General features: G+C 60.4%; 15 protein-coding genes and 1 pseudogene. 2 read left to right on the forward strand and 14 right to left on the reverse strand.

Translation table 11 applies throughout. From position 1 onward, the window contains the following. Positions 1 to 2: 2 nt before the first annotated feature. From rfbB to A9Z05_RS37075, 6 genes are all read right to left on the reverse strand, one after another. The gene (gene rfbB, locus A9Z05_RS29590) at positions 3 to 1064 is read right to left on the reverse strand and encodes a dTDP-glucose 4,6-dehydratase (protein ID WP_069621194.1); all 1062 of its coding nucleotides are present in this window, start codon (positions 1062 to 1064) and stop codon (positions 3 to 5) included. Between the two features lie 456 nt (positions 1065 to 1520). Beyond that, positions 1521 to 2294 (reverse strand): sulfotransferase domain-containing protein, encoded by a 774-nt coding sequence (locus A9Z05_RS36585; RefSeq protein ID WP_141723507.1) that lies wholly within the window; start codon positions 2292 to 2294, stop codon positions 1521 to 1523. Between the two features lie 390 nt (positions 2295 to 2684). Then, positions 2685 to 4940 (reverse strand): glycosyltransferase, encoded by a 2256-nt coding sequence (locus tag A9Z05_RS29595; protein ID WP_256122122.1) that lies wholly within the window; start codon positions 4938 to 4940, stop codon positions 2685 to 2687. Beyond that, positions 4883 to 6238, reverse strand: a complete 1356-nt coding sequence (locus tag A9Z05_RS29600) for an FkbM family methyltransferase (protein WP_069621195.1) — start codon at positions 6236 to 6238, stop codon at positions 4883 to 4885. The genes A9Z05_RS29595 and A9Z05_RS29600 overlap by 58 nt, the downstream gene beginning before the upstream one ends. Before the next feature lie 86 nt (positions 6239 to 6324). After that, a complete protein-coding gene (locus A9Z05_RS29605; RefSeq protein ID WP_069621196.1) occupies positions 6325 to 7260 on the reverse strand; it encodes a GDP-L-fucose synthase in 936 nt (311 codons plus the stop codon). Positions 7261 to 7655: 395 nt separating this feature from the next. Further along, a complete protein-coding gene (locus tag A9Z05_RS37075) occupies positions 7656 to 7829 on the reverse strand; it encodes a hypothetical protein (RefSeq protein WP_176730262.1) in 174 nt (57 codons plus the stop codon). 145 nt (positions 7830 to 7974) lie between these two features. Between A9Z05_RS37075 and A9Z05_RS35510 the strand changes: the two are divergent. After that, positions 7975 to 8126: pseudogene (locus A9Z05_RS35510) on the forward strand (transposase); the annotation flags it as partial. Between the two features lie 310 nt (positions 8127 to 8436). Here the strand turns inward: A9Z05_RS35510 and A9Z05_RS29610 are convergent. Then, on the reverse strand, positions 8437 to 9186 hold the full coding sequence (locus A9Z05_RS29610) for an ABC transporter ATP-binding protein (protein ID WP_069621197.1): 750 nt from the start codon (positions 9184 to 9186) through the stop codon (positions 8437 to 8439). Between the two features lie 9 nt (positions 9187 to 9195). Then, entirely contained in the window at positions 9196 to 9978 is a 783-nt protein-coding gene (locus tag A9Z05_RS29615) for an ABC transporter permease (protein ID WP_069621198.1), read from the reverse strand. Between the two features lie 423 nt (positions 9979 to 10401). On the opposite strand from A9Z05_RS29615, the gene A9Z05_RS29620 reads away from it, so the two are divergent. Next, the gene (locus A9Z05_RS29620; protein WP_069621199.1) at positions 10402 to 11241 is read left to right on the forward strand and encodes a symmetrical bis(5'-nucleosyl)-tetraphosphatase; all 840 of its coding nucleotides are present in this window, start codon (positions 10402 to 10404) and stop codon (positions 11239 to 11241) included. A 32-nt stretch (positions 11242 to 11273) separates the two neighbouring features. Here the strand turns inward: A9Z05_RS29620 and A9Z05_RS29625 are convergent, their stop codons facing one another. The 6 genes from A9Z05_RS29625 to A9Z05_RS29650 all read right to left on the reverse strand — a co-directional run bounded on the left by A9Z05_RS29625 (position 11274) and on the right by A9Z05_RS29650 (position 16130). Further along, the gene (locus A9Z05_RS29625; protein ID WP_069621200.1) at positions 11274 to 12131 is read right to left on the reverse strand and encodes a 1-acyl-sn-glycerol-3-phosphate acyltransferase; all 858 of its coding nucleotides are present in this window, start codon (positions 12129 to 12131) and stop codon (positions 11274 to 11276) included. Positions 12132 to 12150: 19 nt separating this feature from the next. Next, positions 12151 to 13428 (reverse strand): dihydroorotase, encoded by a 1278-nt coding sequence (locus A9Z05_RS29630; protein ID WP_069621201.1) that lies wholly within the window; start codon positions 13426 to 13428, stop codon positions 12151 to 12153. Between the two features lie 61 nt (positions 13429 to 13489). Continuing rightward, positions 13490 to 14521 (reverse strand): aspartate carbamoyltransferase catalytic subunit, encoded by a 1032-nt coding sequence (locus A9Z05_RS29635; RefSeq protein WP_006476735.1) that lies wholly within the window; start codon positions 14519 to 14521, stop codon positions 13490 to 13492. 73 nt (positions 14522 to 14594) lie between these two features. Then, positions 14595 to 15119 carry a bifunctional pyr operon transcriptional regulator/uracil phosphoribosyltransferase PyrR gene (gene pyrR, locus A9Z05_RS29640; protein WP_023475283.1) on the reverse strand — a complete coding sequence of 175 codons (525 nt, stop codon included), beginning with the start codon at positions 15117 to 15119 and terminating at the stop codon, positions 14595 to 14597. After that, on the reverse strand, positions 15106 to 15555 hold the full coding sequence (gene ruvX, locus A9Z05_RS29645) for a Holliday junction resolvase RuvX (protein ID WP_034206571.1): 450 nt from the start codon (positions 15553 to 15555) through the stop codon (positions 15106 to 15108). The genes pyrR and ruvX overlap by 14 nt, the downstream gene beginning before the upstream one ends. After that, positions 15552 to 16130 carry a YqgE/AlgH family protein gene (locus A9Z05_RS29650; RefSeq protein ID WP_069621202.1) on the reverse strand — a complete coding sequence of 193 codons (579 nt, stop codon included), beginning with the start codon at positions 16128 to 16130 and terminating at the stop codon, positions 15552 to 15554. The genes ruvX and A9Z05_RS29650 overlap by 4 nt, the downstream gene beginning before the upstream one ends. Positions 16131 to 16311 lie beyond the last annotated feature (181 nt).

The raw sequence follows: 16311 nt of genomic DNA on the forward strand, positions 1-16311 counted from the left end.
CCTCAAGTGCGTTGCGCGTAATTCGTCTCCACCCACTTTCGATATTCGCCCGACACGACGTCGCCCACCCAAGCCTGATTGTCGAGATACCAGCGTACGGTCTTCGCCAGCCCCGTTTCGAACGTCTCCACCGGCTTCCACCCTAGTTCTCGTTCAAGCTTGTGCGCGTCGATCGCATAGCGGCGATCGTGGCCAGGACGATCTGTCACATAGGTGATCTGGTCACGATAGGAGCCCGTCGCCTTCGGACACGCGCTATCGAGCAGGTCGCACAGCGTATGCACGACGTCGAGATTCTTCTTCTCGTTCCAGCCACCGACGTTGTACGTCTCGCCTGGTACGCCGCGCGCGAGTATCTCGCGGATAGCGCTGCAATGATCGCCGACGTACAGCCAGTCGCGCACGTTCTGGCCGTCGCCGTAGATCGGCAATGGCTTGCCCGCAAGCGCGTTCGCAATCATCAGCGGAATCAGCTTCTCGGGAAACTGATATGGACCGTAGTTGTTCGAGCAGTTCGTCGTCAGCGTCGGGAGGCCGTACGTATGGTGATAGGCACGCACAAGGTGATCGGAGCCGGCCTTTGTCGCCGAGTACGGGCTGTTCGGTGCGTATGGTGTCGTTTCGGAGAATTGTGGATCGGTCGGGGAGAGTGAGCCGAATACCTCGTCGGTCGACACGTGCAGGAAGCGAAAGCCGGCCTTGTCGGCATCACCCAGCCCGCTCCAGTGGGCGCGCGCCGCGTCGAGGAGCGTAAACGTGCCGACGACATTGGTCTGCACGAAATCGGCGGGACCATGGATCGAACGATCAACGTGGCTTTCGGCGGCGAAGTGCACGACGGCACGCGGCTTGTGTTCGGCAAACAGTGCGTCGAGCGCGGCGCGATCGCAAATATCGACACGCGCAAACACGTGCCTCGGATTATCAATCAGCGACCGCAGCGTGCTTAGATTGCCCGCATAGGTCAGCTTGTCGACATTGAGCACGGGTTCGTCGTTGCGGTGTAGCCAGTCGAGAACGAAGTTGGCACCGATAAAACCCGCACCGCCCGTCACCAGGATCATGAGACTTCCTCTAGAAATGTGCGGCACGCCCGGTCGGGCGCTCGTCGCATGACATATCACGGGAGGCAGCGCCCGAGCCACGTCAGGCCCGGATTTTAACCGGTCACCACGGTCGCCAATGTCACGAAGTGCTAATTTTTGCGAGAAAAAGCGATTATAGGAAATCGCATCAAGCAAGAGTCATGCCCGTAACAAATTGATACAATACCCCCCATCACCGGAGAAATCCTCCGGTTGAAGTAGTATCTAGGCCGCCCGCGATATAGCGCCCTCCGTTCTACCCCGCAGCCAGCTTTGCAACGCTCCCCCTATCCGTGCGATGCTGCGTAGCAACACCATTTACCAACCCGAGTCAGCCCCGAGCGCTTGACGAAACACATCCCCCTATCGGGTGAGCGGGAATTCGCGAGGCATACACCGGCCGTCGCGTTGTGAAACACGACCAAGCGTCTCCTGCTACAGTCGCGCCATCCAGTTTCGATAGGCCGATGCACGCGTCAGAAAGTACGGCCCAATCGCGTAGCCCAAGGTATCAAAAACTCTTCGATGCCTTCTGTAGATGCGAATGGCGTCTTGAGGGACAATCAAACGACGCCAGAGCCCCGGGCTTCCCTGCCATCCGTGCCGGTTCGGCGTCGCCCGCATCTTCTCGATACTGAGGTGCGCCAGCCAGGGGACGACATCCTGCGCACTACCTCCCAATGCAGCGATCTGATTGCCCAGCACCCCCTCCGGGTTCGCGACGGCATCTTCATATCGAAGGCGAAGCACCTCTGGATCGTTCCACCATTGATAGGTGATCGACAGCAGATCCTCCGCTCCCATGCCTAGAGCGTACTCAAGAAATTCGGCCGATGACGGGCTGGCGCTCGCCAATTTCCCAGGCAACTTCACATTTCCCTCAAGCCATCGGCTCGTTCCCGGTTCGTATCGAATGTAGTGCAGCGCCGACACAAGAACGTCGAGTGGATGTCTTGCTACCGTCAATACGCGAAATTGGTTCGCACGAAGCCAAGCTTGAAAGTTCGGCTCGCGATACCAATGGATCTGAAGAAAACACCTCGCCGGCAAAACGGCAGGGGCATCGAGATAATTGTGAACCGCGATCTCCTGCATGGACAGTGCGCCGGCGAGCGTTGATCTGATCCATGAATTACCGCTCCGCGGGGAACTCACCACCGCGATACGCAAAATTTCGCTAGTTGGACAATCCTGAGCGTTGATGGACAAACTATCTCCTGTAACTCACATATAAATTCTAGATAACGACAGGTCTCGCGGAGGCCTCAGAGAGTTGCATCGCCCCTCCCAACGCTCGTATCGCCTGCCCGCGTTGGAATCAAACGCCCCACGGCATCCGACAATCTGCCGATAGGCCGTACCAATTCGACTGACCGGCGATACATCTTACGGTGCGGCACCGTAAGTTCTGATATAGCGTCGCACTTAGGACACAAGTCACCTTGTAGATCTGGTGCACTTGTCGCGCAGACGTACTAGCTTTGTCATGCGCACCGGCACTTGCTTGTTGGCTCCATATGTTTGCCATCAGACGCAACGACCAAGCCCTGCGCGCGCTCCACGCTCCGCATCCCTCGGCACCAAACGCAAAGCAGGCATTCAGTGACGTGCGGACTCACCCTCTTCTGCTGAACAGAAAACCAGTTCAATGTCAGGATTCATGTACGACACTGCTGTCGACACATTGCTGACAATGTGGAGGAGCACATTGCAATATGCCATGGTCATCGCATCACGAATGACTTCCCAAGCCATCCTAATGTTCCAGTTATCCGGATTTGCAGCGACCAAATGCTGCACCTGGAAGCCTTCTGCACGACGCTCCTCTGCCCCCAACTGGTCGTAGCGCGCATCTTCGGCCTCCGTCGTTCGACGGACATCCTCATAGAAAAAGACCTTGTCGCCAAATTCTCCCTTGAATACATTAATTACTCGATCCTGATCCGTCGCGAGAAATATCGCCCAGCCTGGTGAATCCTTTTTGAACCCACGAGCATCAAGCTGACGCCTAATCCCGTCTATATACGATTGGATGTGTGCGATTTTTCCACTCGGCTGCTCGATCACATGACTCGGATGCTTGACGTGCGCTGCGATCATAAACTTCCCGGCAAATTTCTCCCGGAATTCATTCAATTCTCGCTGGTATCGAGGGCGCAAATGCACATGATCCTTGAATACCCTGTTGTATTGCGAGCGAATGCGAGAAAATTGACCGCTCTTATACAGCTTATACGCATGGACATAAGTAAGCTGCGGCTCACGCTCGTGATTGAATACCGCGACAGGAGGTCGCCCCTTTGCGTACAGGAAGCTCTCGTCGTCCATGTCTGCGTCGCTGAGGCCATAGAGCGGCTCGAACAGCTTGGACCAGACATTTCCCTCGTTTGGGCGCCCATAGCAAAAGCTCATGAACTGAGCCGTACCTGCGCGCTTGATCATGCGATCCACGTTCCAGTCAGGCAAGACCATGTGACACCGCTTATCACGCTGGTCCCACACCAAATGGCTCATGAATGCATTGAAGACGGAGAAGAAGCCGCCGTCATGAGATTGCACGACGGTGCGATCAACACCGGGAAGTGATGCTGAACGATGACCCAGAAACCGCTCCACGGTCGCTGGCAATTCGGCCGGCAATCTGGCGAAACGCGAACCGCATTGCCGGGGCCGGAATGACCGAAGCTTGGTATCGATCAACTCACCGTAATTCAGCTCCAGAGCAGTAAAACTGAACTCGGCAGCGAGTTGGCGCCGCGCGTGTACCGTCGTCGCACTTGTGCCCGACGAAACGTATTCGAAAGCGTCCGTGAGCGCCGCGCCAATGTCGTCGATGTCCGCAGCAAATTGCCGACCGACCACAAGGTTATCTATTTCCGGGTAGCGTGCCGGCATCGCAATAGTAGCCGGTATAGAAAAAACGCCAGGCGCAGAAATTAGATCGTTATGACCGCCGACAGCCGTTATTGCAAGCACTTTCCCCAATGCCAGGGCTTCTCGCGGCCCGATGGAATACCCTTCACCACGAGAGCAATTCACGAAAACATCACATTCCTCGATCAGTGAATTTTTCTCTTGATCAGTCAGGGGAGCACAACTGATGACAATATTCGTTGCCTTTCTAGAGTCGACCAGTTTTTTGACGCGCTCAAAACTTGAGCCGATAGCTAGATTTGAATGTATCGTGAGCTCCACGTCCTGTCGATCACCGAAGGCGCGAATGAACCCCTCGACAAGCGCCTCAACACCTTTACGTGCGTGAAATGCTGCAATCGAACAGAATTTGATCTTGCCGTCCGACGATGCTCTATAGGGACGACTCAACAGCCCTTCAATGTCCAAGGCGAGTGGCAGTGTACCCACCCCTATCTCGACACCCGATCTCCGAGCCACGCCTTCCAAGTGATGGCTCATGAAGAGCGCAAAATCGAAGTGCTCGTTAAGCACTTTGACCCACTGAGACGGTAGTTCATCGGAGTCGTAAGCGATATGAGCAAATCTCAACGCCCCGGGCGGAACCAGGGTGTAATTCAAGTCATATGCCCCGTTCCAGAGCACGTCCGCATAGAAGACAACCTTCGCCTGCGAAAGATCAGTGCAAACGGGGATCACCGTCCCGTTTGGCAGTACAATTTCGCGCTCAGTACGGAAATGCGGCTCAGTCGGGAAAATGGAAACAGCATAAAATCGGCTCAACATCTCACACGCTGCATAAGTCACAGCGCCGATTCCAGTGCCGAAAGTACAGCGACCAATGACGCAAATCGAATTCGATACCAAAACTTGCTCCATTAATACTAGGATCGGCGATGCATCATGCGCTTTATGCATCTCATCGGGCCGGTCAATTTCCACGATGTGCTCTGAAACACCGCGTGCAGCGCGGCTGAAACACGCTCCTCTTGTAAGCGGAGCGTATCGACCATGTGCTCAAGCTCGTCAACCTTCCCCTGCAAGCGCCCCCGTTCCTGATTCACCCAAACAGCATGTCTGGATGACTCGTCGATCCTTTCCTGCAAGCGCACTCTTTCCTGGCTCAACCACGCAGCATGCCTAGATGACTCGAATAGTTCCTGGTAGGCGGTGTCACGCTCGGCGCTGAGCGCTTGTCCGGACTTCTCACTCTCGGTCAATCGGGCGCGCAACTCGGCCAATTGGATCCGATGATTCTCGAGGTCTCTCTCACTTCCCGCAAGCCGCGCCTTGAGTTGATCGATCTCCTCGTGCGAGATCTCGGGATTCTTCATCGCGCGACCTTGGCTTGCGTCTTCCAAAACAACTTGCGACGCCTGCTCGTCATGCACCCGATCAGTCATGTTGTGATATGCAGTGTTCAATCGCACCTCTAATTCTTCGCGCGCGCCCTTTTCCAAAGACCATCCGTCACGAGCCTCCTGCAGCTGCCGCTGCGTCTCAACGAGTTGCCGCTCCAGATCCGTCGCACGCCGAATAATGTCGGATTCCGATGCTCGAATGAATCCGTCAAACCAGTTTGGCGGAACCATAAAGGCTTGTTTCAATTCGTCCATCTTTTCTGCCGACACGTAGAAGCGATTCAATCCATCGAAATAGACGAAATGATATTCCGCTTCCAACAAGAGAGCTTCCCAGTCGTCATGGGACGGTATCTGGGAATTCGGCTCCGTGGCCTCGACGAGGATGATCCAAGGGCGAAAGGTATTGAAATCAGCACTCGCCAGCACCTCCCTTTCATTACCTTCCACATCGATCTTGAGGAAATGGATCGGCCTCTCGCCGACATACGTTTCGCATATATCGCGCAATGTCGTGACCGCAACCGTTACCTGACTGATGTCCCAGTTCGCGTTCCTATACCCTTCGGCAAGCTTTTGAATACCCGTCGAAATCCCGTTACCGCCATCCACTGCGAAATACCGGGCGACCGTCTGCTTGTTCTCCACGGCGACTTGTAGATTGACGTCTTGAGGTCGCGCCTGGGCCAGCCTATCGAACGGCCCAGGCATCGGCTCGATGTTTATGCCACGCCAGCCACGCTCGTAGAATGCTGCCGTTACCGAATCTGCATACGGCTCGGCGGCGCCAACATCTATGTAAAATCCGCGATCGACTTTAGCGAGCGCGCGCCGGAGCATCACATCTTCATAGTTCTGCGCGTACGATACAAATTTCATCGATCAAACAACTCGAATGACCACACGTTAGGAAGATGGTGTGCAGCCTCTTTACACGCAAGCACACCAGAGGCAATACCACGCAATTACTTTCTGGCAGACTCCACATTCTTGCAATACCAGTCGTAAGTAATCGCCAACGCTTCGTCGAACGAGAATCTTGGTTTGAAACCCAACGCCGCCAGACGAGAGATATCGTATGCGCGAAGTTTTTGGCCATCCGGCTTTGTCGCATCCCATTCCACGCTGCCACTGAAGCCCGAAATCTTGCAAAGCGTGTCGACCGTATGTCGAATCGTGTGCGAGTGACCGGTCGCCAGATTGATTGCACCCGAGTGATTTTCGGCGATAAGGCGAAGCGCATACGCTGCGTCGCTGCTGAAGAGAAAATCCCGTTCAGCCTTCCCAGACCCCCAGACGGAGATGGGCTGCCCTAGAACAGACGCACGGTAGAACTTCGACACAAGCGACGGAATGACGTGTCCGAACTTCTCGTCGAATTTATCGTAAGGACCAAAGAGATTGGTGGATACGCAAAATGCGTAGTCCATTCCGTATTGATCTTTGTACGCCTCGAGCTGCGCAAGCATACCGCGCTTGCTGTGTGCGTACGGAGCCTCGGAATGATGCGGCGCCCCCACCCAGATTTCCTCCTCCGACATCGGAAGACGCACCTGATCAGAGTAAATAGCTGTCGAGCCCATGGCGACAAACTTCTTGCAGCCTGTCTGACGCGCAGCCTCGACTACGTTGGTATTGATTCGAACGTTGTCCAGATACGCGATGCCCCGATTGGACATATTTCCCATGATGCCGTACACCCGCGCCGCCATATGGAAAACGATCGTCGGGCGTAATTCATCGAACAATTTTTCAGTCGCGTTCTGATCTCTAAGATCGACGTCACTACTCGTGATTGCAACGACGTTCGAGTACCCCGAGTCCGCCAACTCCTGCCTTAATGCGTGGCCAATAACCCCACCGGCACCCGTGATCAAGACTCGCTCTTCAGATTCCGCCATTCCTAAACTCTCCAAATTTTAACCATTCGCTTTCCCGTCAAACACTTTGCGACCGCAATCGAGTTCAACGTTGGAAGAGCATATGGTGCTGCAAACGTTACAATCCGCAACAATTATACAGACACTGATCCGCCGAAGGAGACGACCGCAAGTACGACGGGCCATGGATTCCTCAACGCAATTGCTCGACGGACGACGGCTGGGGCACGAAGACGGAAGTCGTCATACTCCAAAGAAGGATGTAAGCTGCAGACGCGATCGTCGGCCACGAGCACGACTCAGCACTTGTGCATGTAGCCAATTTCATGTAGGGCGCGCATCTGCCTTCCCCTGTTGTCGTCCCAACCACGCAGTGGACGCGCAATGATAAAGCTCCGAAATTACGCCCATAAGTTTCAGCAACCTCTGTCGCGCACGAACAAGCACAATCCCACGTCGTTGAGGGCGACAATCAGCCTCGCCTCGTCGAGCCCGCGCACTTCCTCATCAGTCAATTTCCGAATCAGCCAAAAGACCAGCGTCACGATCCAGGAACCATCGATTCGCACCCGTACGGCGGAAGTATCCATAACGCTGCCTCGGCGGGATGCTTGGCCGGGTGCTCTCGATGGCCGCATTGTGAGTACGACACAATTGAACGGTCGCTTGACCTGAGACGAATCGTGTAGCCAAACGGCAAGTGAGTTCTCTTATCCTAGAGGCAAGGAGAACTCGATGAAGCAGCGACATACCGACGAACAGAAGCCCAGAGCCAGGGGGTTCCGGTCAAGGATCTGTGCAAGCGCTACAACATCTCGGAACAAACGTTTTATCGGTGGCGCACCAAGTTCGGTGGCATGGACGTGGCCGAGGCGAGACGGCTTGAAGGCTGCGTGCACAGCGATCGCACATTCGGCCTCGGCACATCACGTGTCGGTGAGGGCCGGGAATCGCCATGTAGGCATGGGTTGTGCAGGTGCGGCGTCGCCGCAACCTTGGATTTTGCACGCATTCCCGAAGTAGATCGCTCGGATATCGAGCAATTCGCTGTTCTGAACTCAGATGTCGGGCAGCATGACCGGCCCGCCCCTCTCAGACGCAAGCAGCCGATCGCGCTCGGCCAGGAACAGCTCGTCGCGGGACATTTTTCCACCACGTGCCGCAAATCCCGCAAGCGATCACGCATGGACAACGCGTTCAGCCTGTTGTCGCCTCATAAGCGGATACGATCTCTTCCGTCGGCCCGAACGCGCGTACGCGCCCATGCTCCATCCAGAGCACCTTGTTGCAAACCTTGCGAATTTCCGAGTTCGAGTGCATCGCGAGTACGACTATTTCCGCCCGACTGTGTAGATCCGCCAGCCGCGCCTCCGCCTTGTGCATGAACAGTGCATCTCCGACCCCCATCACTTCGTCCAGCAACAGGATTTCCGCATCCACCGCCGTTGACACCGCAAACGCAAGCCGTACTTTCATCCCGCTGGAATACGTCCGAATCGGCAGGTCCAGGCTATCCCCGAGCTCGCAGAAGTCAGCAATTTCGCGCTGCTTTGCCCGGATCTCCGCATCGGACATACCGAGCAGCAACCCGCGGAGCCGGATGTTCTGCATACCGGTCGAATTTTCGTCCATGCCAAGGCCGATATCGAGCAACGGCACGACTTTCCCCTCCCGCGAAAGCGCGCCAGAGGTCGGAGGATAAATCCCTGCCATCGCCCGCAACAGAGTCGATTTGCCCGCGCCGTTATATCCAATCAATCCAACACGATCGCCGCGCTCGAAACGCAGGTTCACGTCGTCCAGCGCGCGTACGACGATCACTCCATCGTTCCCTTCTGCGATCCTGTTGCGCCGCCCCATGCGGAGCACCTGTTTCTTAAGCGAACGCCCCTGCACGTCGAAGATCGGCAGATCAAGCGTGACATTCTTCAATTCAATATATGCCATAGCGCCTCCTCAAACCCAATACGGAATGCGCTTCAGGTAGCGCCCTGTCATGTATAGCGCGACAGGCCATCCGATTACCGCCATGCCGATCGCTACCGCCCAGCTCGTGCCGCTCGGAATCTGCCCTATCAGGGGGCTGCGCACGACATCAATCAGGTAAGCAAGCGGGTTCCATTCCACGATGAACGAGAACCGATTCAACGCGTCTGGACGGAAAATGATCGGCGTTACGTAGAACGCGACCTGGAGTAACGCGCCCACGATCTGCGGCAAGTCACGGAAGCGGGCCGACAGCAGGCCGATCACCATCGCAATCCACGTGGCGTTGGCGACAAACAGCAGTAGCGCCGGAATGAACATCGGCAGCGTCTCCCAGCGCTTCACGCCGAAAATTGCCATCAGCGCGATGACTATCACGAAGTTGTGTGCGAGGACGATCAGATTCCGCCAGACCACCTGCAGGATGTAGATCAACTTCGGGGTGGCCATTTGACGGATGTATGGCGCACTGTTGATGTACGCAACACTGCCTTCCTGGATAGTCGCCGAAAATGTCCCCCAAAGCACAAGGCTGCACGCCAGGAACGGCAGATATTCGTTGATCTTCTGCCCGAACAACGTGCCGTAAACGACGCCCAGCGACGTGATCATCACGCCCATACTGATCGTCAGCCAGAACGGCCCCAGGCGAGAACGCGCATAGCGTTGCCGAATTTCAAGCCAGCCGAGCAGCGTCCATAACCGCCACGCCGTGATGCTTTTCTTTAGGTCAGCCAGTGAGAGGGTCAGCATGCAAGCTTTCAAAAATGAAGGAATAGGGTCACAAGATAGATATCGTCGACCATGTAAGAGCACGCTCAGCACGGTCAAGAGCCCACGCCGAATCTACCGTAACGGCTCCCAATGGATCAGCGAGACCACATGATGGATGATGTGGCTTGCCGGCGTGAGCGCTTCAGCGCCCGGCATTTTACCCGCTTGCCACGCCTGCCAGAGTCACCCGGTGGTAATTTTCACGGGCGAATCGATAATTATAAAAAGCCATCTAACGCAAAAGCCATGCTGCTAACAACTTGAAACAGCAGCGTGAACTTGCATCGACCACGAAAGAACCCACCTGACCAGCCCCGGTTTGGTGGGATAGTATTCTCGCACAAGGCCCATTTTGTTGAACTTCTTCCTACGGTACGCCCAGATTTGCGCCCCCTCGATCCCATGACCTCTCCCCCCATCGCCATCGGCGACATCCAAGGCTGCCATTCCGCTTTCCAGTCGCTGCTTGACAAGCTTTCAGCCCCCGCCGACACGCCCCTCTGGATCGCCGGCGACGTCGTCAACCGCGGCCCGAACTCCCTCGCCGCGTTGCGCGCGGTCGTCGGCCTCGGCCCGCGCGCGACCGTCGTGCTCGGCAACCATGACCTCCACCTGCTCGCGGTCTCCGCCGGCCTGCGCACCGAACGCCCGGGCGACACCATCGGCGAGATCCTCGACGCGCCCGACGCCGACGCGCTGCTCGACTGGGTGCGCCACCGCCCGTTCGTGCATGTCGAAGACGGAAAGCTGCTCGTGCACGCCGGCGTGCTACCGCAATGGGACACGACGCTCGCGCTCGAACTCGCCGACGAACTCCAGCGCGCACTCCGCGCGCCCGACTGGCGCGACACACTTCAAGGCCTGTACGGCAACGAGCCGAATCAATGGAGTCCGAACCTGAAAAAACGCGACCGGATGCGTGTCGCGTTCAACGCGTTCACGCGCCTGCGCTTCTGCACGCCCGATGGCGCGATGGAATTCAAGGCAAACGGCGGGCCCGACAGCGCGCCGCCCGGCTACCTGCCGTGGTTCGACGTGCCGGGGCGCCGCACCGAGGACGTGACGGTCGTGTTCGGACACTGGGCCGCACTCGGCCTGATGCTGCGCGACAACGTCGTCGCGCTCGATTCAGGATGCGTATGGGGGAATCAGTTGTCAGCCGTCCGGCTGACGGCCGATCCGGCCCAGCGCACGGTCACGCAGGTGCAGTGCGAAGCGTGCCGCACGCCGGGCGGCGAATGACGGCACGCTGATTCACGCGCGCCGCCGACGCGTCAGCCTTCGCGCCCCGGCACGGGCGCATCGGCAGTCGCATCGCCCGCCCCGTCGGCGCCGAGCTCGGTCGCCGGATACGCATGCTTCTGCAACTCGGCGAGCGACTCGGCCGTCGGCTTGCCGACCTTCTCCTGCAACGTCGCCAGCGCAGCTGCGATTGCATCGCGCGCCGCCGCGGATGTCGCACGACGATCACCGCCCGGCGGGATCGGCTCGCACACGTACAGATGCGCGACGAGCGGGCCGCCGCGCAGCACCATGTCGAGCGACTTGCCGAGCGACAGATCGCCCGTATAGGCCGGCGCGACCGACTGCCGCCCGTGCGCGTCCTCATACATCAGGCAGATCGGCTGCACCGCGCACTGGGCCGACACCGCGGCCTGGAACAGGTTCGCATGGAACGGCAGCAGATCCTGGCCGTCGGACGTCGTCCCTTCCGGAAACACGCACATCACACCGCCGTTGCGCAAGCGCTCGGCCATCTCGTGCATGATCCGCATCGCCTCGGTGCGCTTCTCGCGCTGCAGGAACACGGTGTCGAGCTTTTCGGCGAGCCAGCCGACGACCGGCCACTGCCGCACCTCCGCTTTCGACACGAACGGCGTCGGCCGCCACGCATTGACCGCATAGATGTCGAGCCACGACACGTGGTTGCCCACGACGAGCGCGCTCGCGTCGAGCCGCGCGCCGTCGTTGTGGACGACGAGGCGCATCCCGCAGATGCGCAGCATCTTGAGCGACCAGCGACGCGTCAACTCGGCGCGGTGCGCCGGCGTGACGTGCGAAAAACGCAGCGCGACGATCACCATGCCGCGCAACAGGTGAAAGACGAGACGCAGCTTGCGAAGAGCGGTCATGGCGAAGGTCCGGCGTGGTTCAGTGGCGCTCGAACGCGACCTGCCCGGCCACGAGCGTCGCGCGTACGGTGGCCGGCAGTTCGTAGCCGAGGAACGGCGAGTTGTGGCCCTGGCTCTTCAGTGCACGCGGCTCGACGCGCCAGTGTGCGCGCGGATCGAACACGCACAGGTCGGCCGCGCCGCCTTCGGCGAGGCGCCCCGCCGGCAGTTGCAGCACGTCGGCCGGCGCGGACGTGATGCGGCGCAGCGCCTGCGCGAGCGGCGTGCGCGTCTCGTCCGCCCACTTCAGCGTCAGCGACAGCAACAGCTCGAGCCCCGTCGCGCCCGGCGTCGCTTCGCCGAACGGCAGCAGCTTCTCGTCGTCGTCGACCGGCGTGTGATCGGAGCAGATCGCGTCGATCGTGCCGTCGGCGAGCGCCACGCGGATCGCTTCACGATCGCGCTCGCCGCGCAGCGGCGGATCGAGCCGGAACTGCGAATCGAAGTAGCCGATGTCGACGTCGATCAGGTGGACGTGGTTCACGCCGACGTCGCAGGTCACGGGCAGCCCTTCGGCCTTCGCTGCACGCACGAGCGCCAGCCCGGCCGCCGACGACAGCCGCGCGAGGTGCACGCGCGCGCCCGTCACGCGCATCAGTTCGAAAATCGTGTGCAGCGCGATCGTCTCGGCCGCGACCGGCACGCCGGACAGCCCGAGCCGCGACGCGAGCGCGCCGCTCGCGGCCACGCCGCCGCGGCCGATGAACGCGTCGAGCGGACGCAGCCACGTCGTGTAGCCGTAGGTGCTCGCGTATTGCAGCGCGCGCAGCAGCACCTGCGTGTCGCGCACGGGCACGTTCGCATGCGTGAAGCCGACGCAGCCGGATTCGGTCAGCGCGACCATCTCGGTGATCACTTCGCCCTTGAGGCCGACGGTGAGCGCGCCGAGCGGATGCACGTTCGCCTGGCGCAGGTTGCGCGCGCGGAACTTGAGCATCTCGACGAGGCCAGGCTCGTCGAGCACGGGATCGGTGTCGGGCGGGCACACGAGGGTCGTGACGCCGCCCGCGACGGCCGCGGCCATCTCGGACGCGAGCGTCGCCTTGTGTTCGTAGCCGGGCTCGCGCAGCCGCGCGCACAGGTCGACGAGGCCGGGCGCGACGATCAGGCCCGATGCGTCGATCGTCTTGTCCGCGGTGAAACCGGCCGGCGCGCTGCCCAGCGCGGCGATCTTGCCGTCCGCGACGAATACGTCGGCCTGTCGTTCGGTGCCGGCGACCGGGTCGATCAGCGTGCCGCCTTGGATATGAATCTTCATGCGCTGTCTGTAAATGCGTTGATTGCGTTGAATGCCTGAACGAGGATGCGCGAAAGCGCGCTCAGTCGCTGTTGCCGGCGACGATGCCCATTACCGCCATCCGCACGGCGATGCCGAACGTGACCTGGTTGAGGATCACCGATTGCGGACCGTCGGCGACCTGCGAATCGATCTCGACGCCGCGGTTCATCGGGCCCGGGTGCATGACGATCGCGTCGGGCGCGGCGAGCGCGAGGCGCTCGGGCGTCAGGCCCCACGTCTTGAAATACTCCTGCGCCGACGGCAGCAGCGCGCCGCTCATCCGTTCGTTCTGCAGGCGCAGCATGATGATCACGTCGACGCCCTTCAGCCCCTCGTCGAGGTTGTGGAACACCTTCACGCCCATCTGCTCGAGGCCGCCCGGCAGCAGCGTGCGCGGGCCGATCGCGCGCACTTCCGGCACGCCGAGCGTGGTGAGCGCGTGGATGTCGGAGCGCGCGACGCGCGAATGCAGGATGTCGCCGACGATCGCCACGCGCAGCTTCGTGAAGTCGCGCTTGTAGTGACGGATCGTGTACATGTCGAGCAGGCCCTGCGTCGGGTGCGCGTGGCGGCCGTCGCCGGCGTTGATCACATGCACATGCGGCGCGCAGTGCTCGGCGATCAGGTACGGCGCGCCGCTGGATGCGTGGCGCACGACGAACAGGTCGGCATGCATCGCCGACAGGTTGTTGATCGTGTCGAGCAGCGATTCGCCCTTGCTCGTCGACGACGCATTGATGTTCAGGTTCAGCACGTCGGCCGACAGGCGCGTCGCGGCGATCTCGAAGGTCGTGCGCGTGCGCGTCGAGTTCTCGAAAAACAGGTTGAACACGGACTTGCCGCGCAGCAGCGGCACCTTCTTCACTTCACGGTCCGTCACGCTGACGAACTGCTCGGCCGTATCGAGGATGTGATTGACGATCGAGCGCGGCAGGCCCTCGATCGACAGCAGGTGCTTCAGCTCGCCGTTTTTCGTGAGCTGCGGGTTGCCCTTCAGGAAACCGTAGCGGAACCGGTCGGGGCTCGCGGCCGCCGCGGGATTGCCGGTGCGGCCAGTGGTGTCGGTGGTCATGGTGTGCGTGATTCCAACTATGCAAACGGGCCGCGGTGCAAACCAGCGGCCCGGGATACGGTTCGCGTGTCGTTCAGGCGCCGTGCGACTCGCTGTGGGCCTCGATACGCAGCGTGAAGCGCGCATCGTCGCGCGCGAGCACGAGCGTCGCGTCGGCCGGCACGTCGAGCGTGCCGCCCGCGAAGCGTGCGGCGACCGGCAGCTCGCGGCCGCCGCGATCGGCGAGCACCGCGAGCTCGACCGCGGCCGGACGGCCGTAGTCGAACAGCTCGTTGAGCGCCGCGCGCACGGTGCGCCCGGTGTACAGCACGTCGTCGACGAGCACGATGCGCGCGCCGTCGATCTCGAACGGCAGCGACGTCGGGCTGGCCTGGCTGTGCAGCCCCTTCTTCGCGTAGTCGTCGCGATGCAGCGCGACGTTGACGACGCCGAACGCCGGCGCGCCGAGATCGCGCGCGAGGCGCTCGGCGAGCCACGCGCCGCCGCTGTAAATGCCGGCGAGCCGCGGGCCGCCCGGTTCGGCGAACGCCGTGCCGTACGCGGCGCGGATCTGGTCGAGCAGGACGCGGTAAAGCGCCTCGGCGTCAATGGTGCTCATGGTCGGACAATTGATCGAGATACTGTTGAAGGATGACGCGCGCGGCTTCGGCATCGAGCATGTCGGTGCGGGCGCGGCCGCGCACGTTGCGCTCGCGCAGCCCGGCCTCGGCCTCGACCGACGAATAGCGCTCGTCGATCCACGTGACGGGCAGCCCGAAGCGGCCGTTCAGCTGGTTGCCGAAGCGCTTCGCCTGCTGCGTCATGTCGTGCGGCGTGCCGTCCGGATGCATCGGCAGGCCCACGACGAGCGCGTCCGGCCGCCATTCGGCCAGCAGGTCGCCGACCGCCTTGAAGCGGTGTTCGCGGTTCAGGTTCTGGATCACGACGAGCGCACGGGCCGAGCGCGTCAGCGCGTTGCCGATCGCAACGCCGATCCGTTTCTCGCCGTAGTCGAACGCCAGGAGCGTCGCATCGCGCGCGCTCGCGCCACTCATGCGTGCCCTGCTTCGCCGGACAGCATCGACGAACTGACGCCGAGCAGGCCGAGCGCGGCTTCGAAGCGCTCTTCGGCCGGCGTGTCGAACACGATGCGCGGATCGGCGGCGACCGTCAGCCAGCCGTTGCGGGAAATTTCTTCCTCGAGCTGCCCGGCGCCCCAGCCCGCATGGCCGAGCGTCAGCAGGAAGCGTTTCGGGCCGTTGCCCGTTGCGACCGCCTCGAGCACGTCCTTCGACGTCGTCATCTCGAGCCCGCCGTCGACGGACATCGACGAGTTGTAGCTCGCGCCCTCGACCGGCTCGTGCAGCACGAAGCCGCGCTCGGTCTGGACCGGGCCGCCGAAGTACACGGGAATGTGCAGCAGCGGCTCGATGTCGAGCTTCAGGTCGATGCGGTTGAACAGCGATTCGAGGTCGATGTCGGTAGGACGGTTGATGACGAGGCCGAGCGCACCGCGCTCGCTGTGATCGCAAAGATAGATCACCGTTCCCGAGAACGTCGGATCGGCCATGTTCGGCATGGCGATCAGGAACTGGTTGGTGAGATTGATGCGATCGGAAGGCTTTGACATGGTTTGAATTTTAGCAAAGACGCCGCGACCTGACCGGGCCGCGATCAACAAGCAACGCCGCGCCGCGCTGGCAACGGCGCGCGCGGATCACACGGCACTCTAACACGCGCGCGGGCGCTGTCGGCAGCGTGTTGCGGGCCCGCGCGGCAAGGGCCGCCGTCGCGTGTTCGCCCCCTTGTTC

Source organism: Burkholderia sp. A2 (assembly GCF_001729305.1).
GTDB lineage: Bacteria > Pseudomonadota > Gammaproteobacteria > Burkholderiales > Burkholderiaceae > Burkholderia > Burkholderia sola.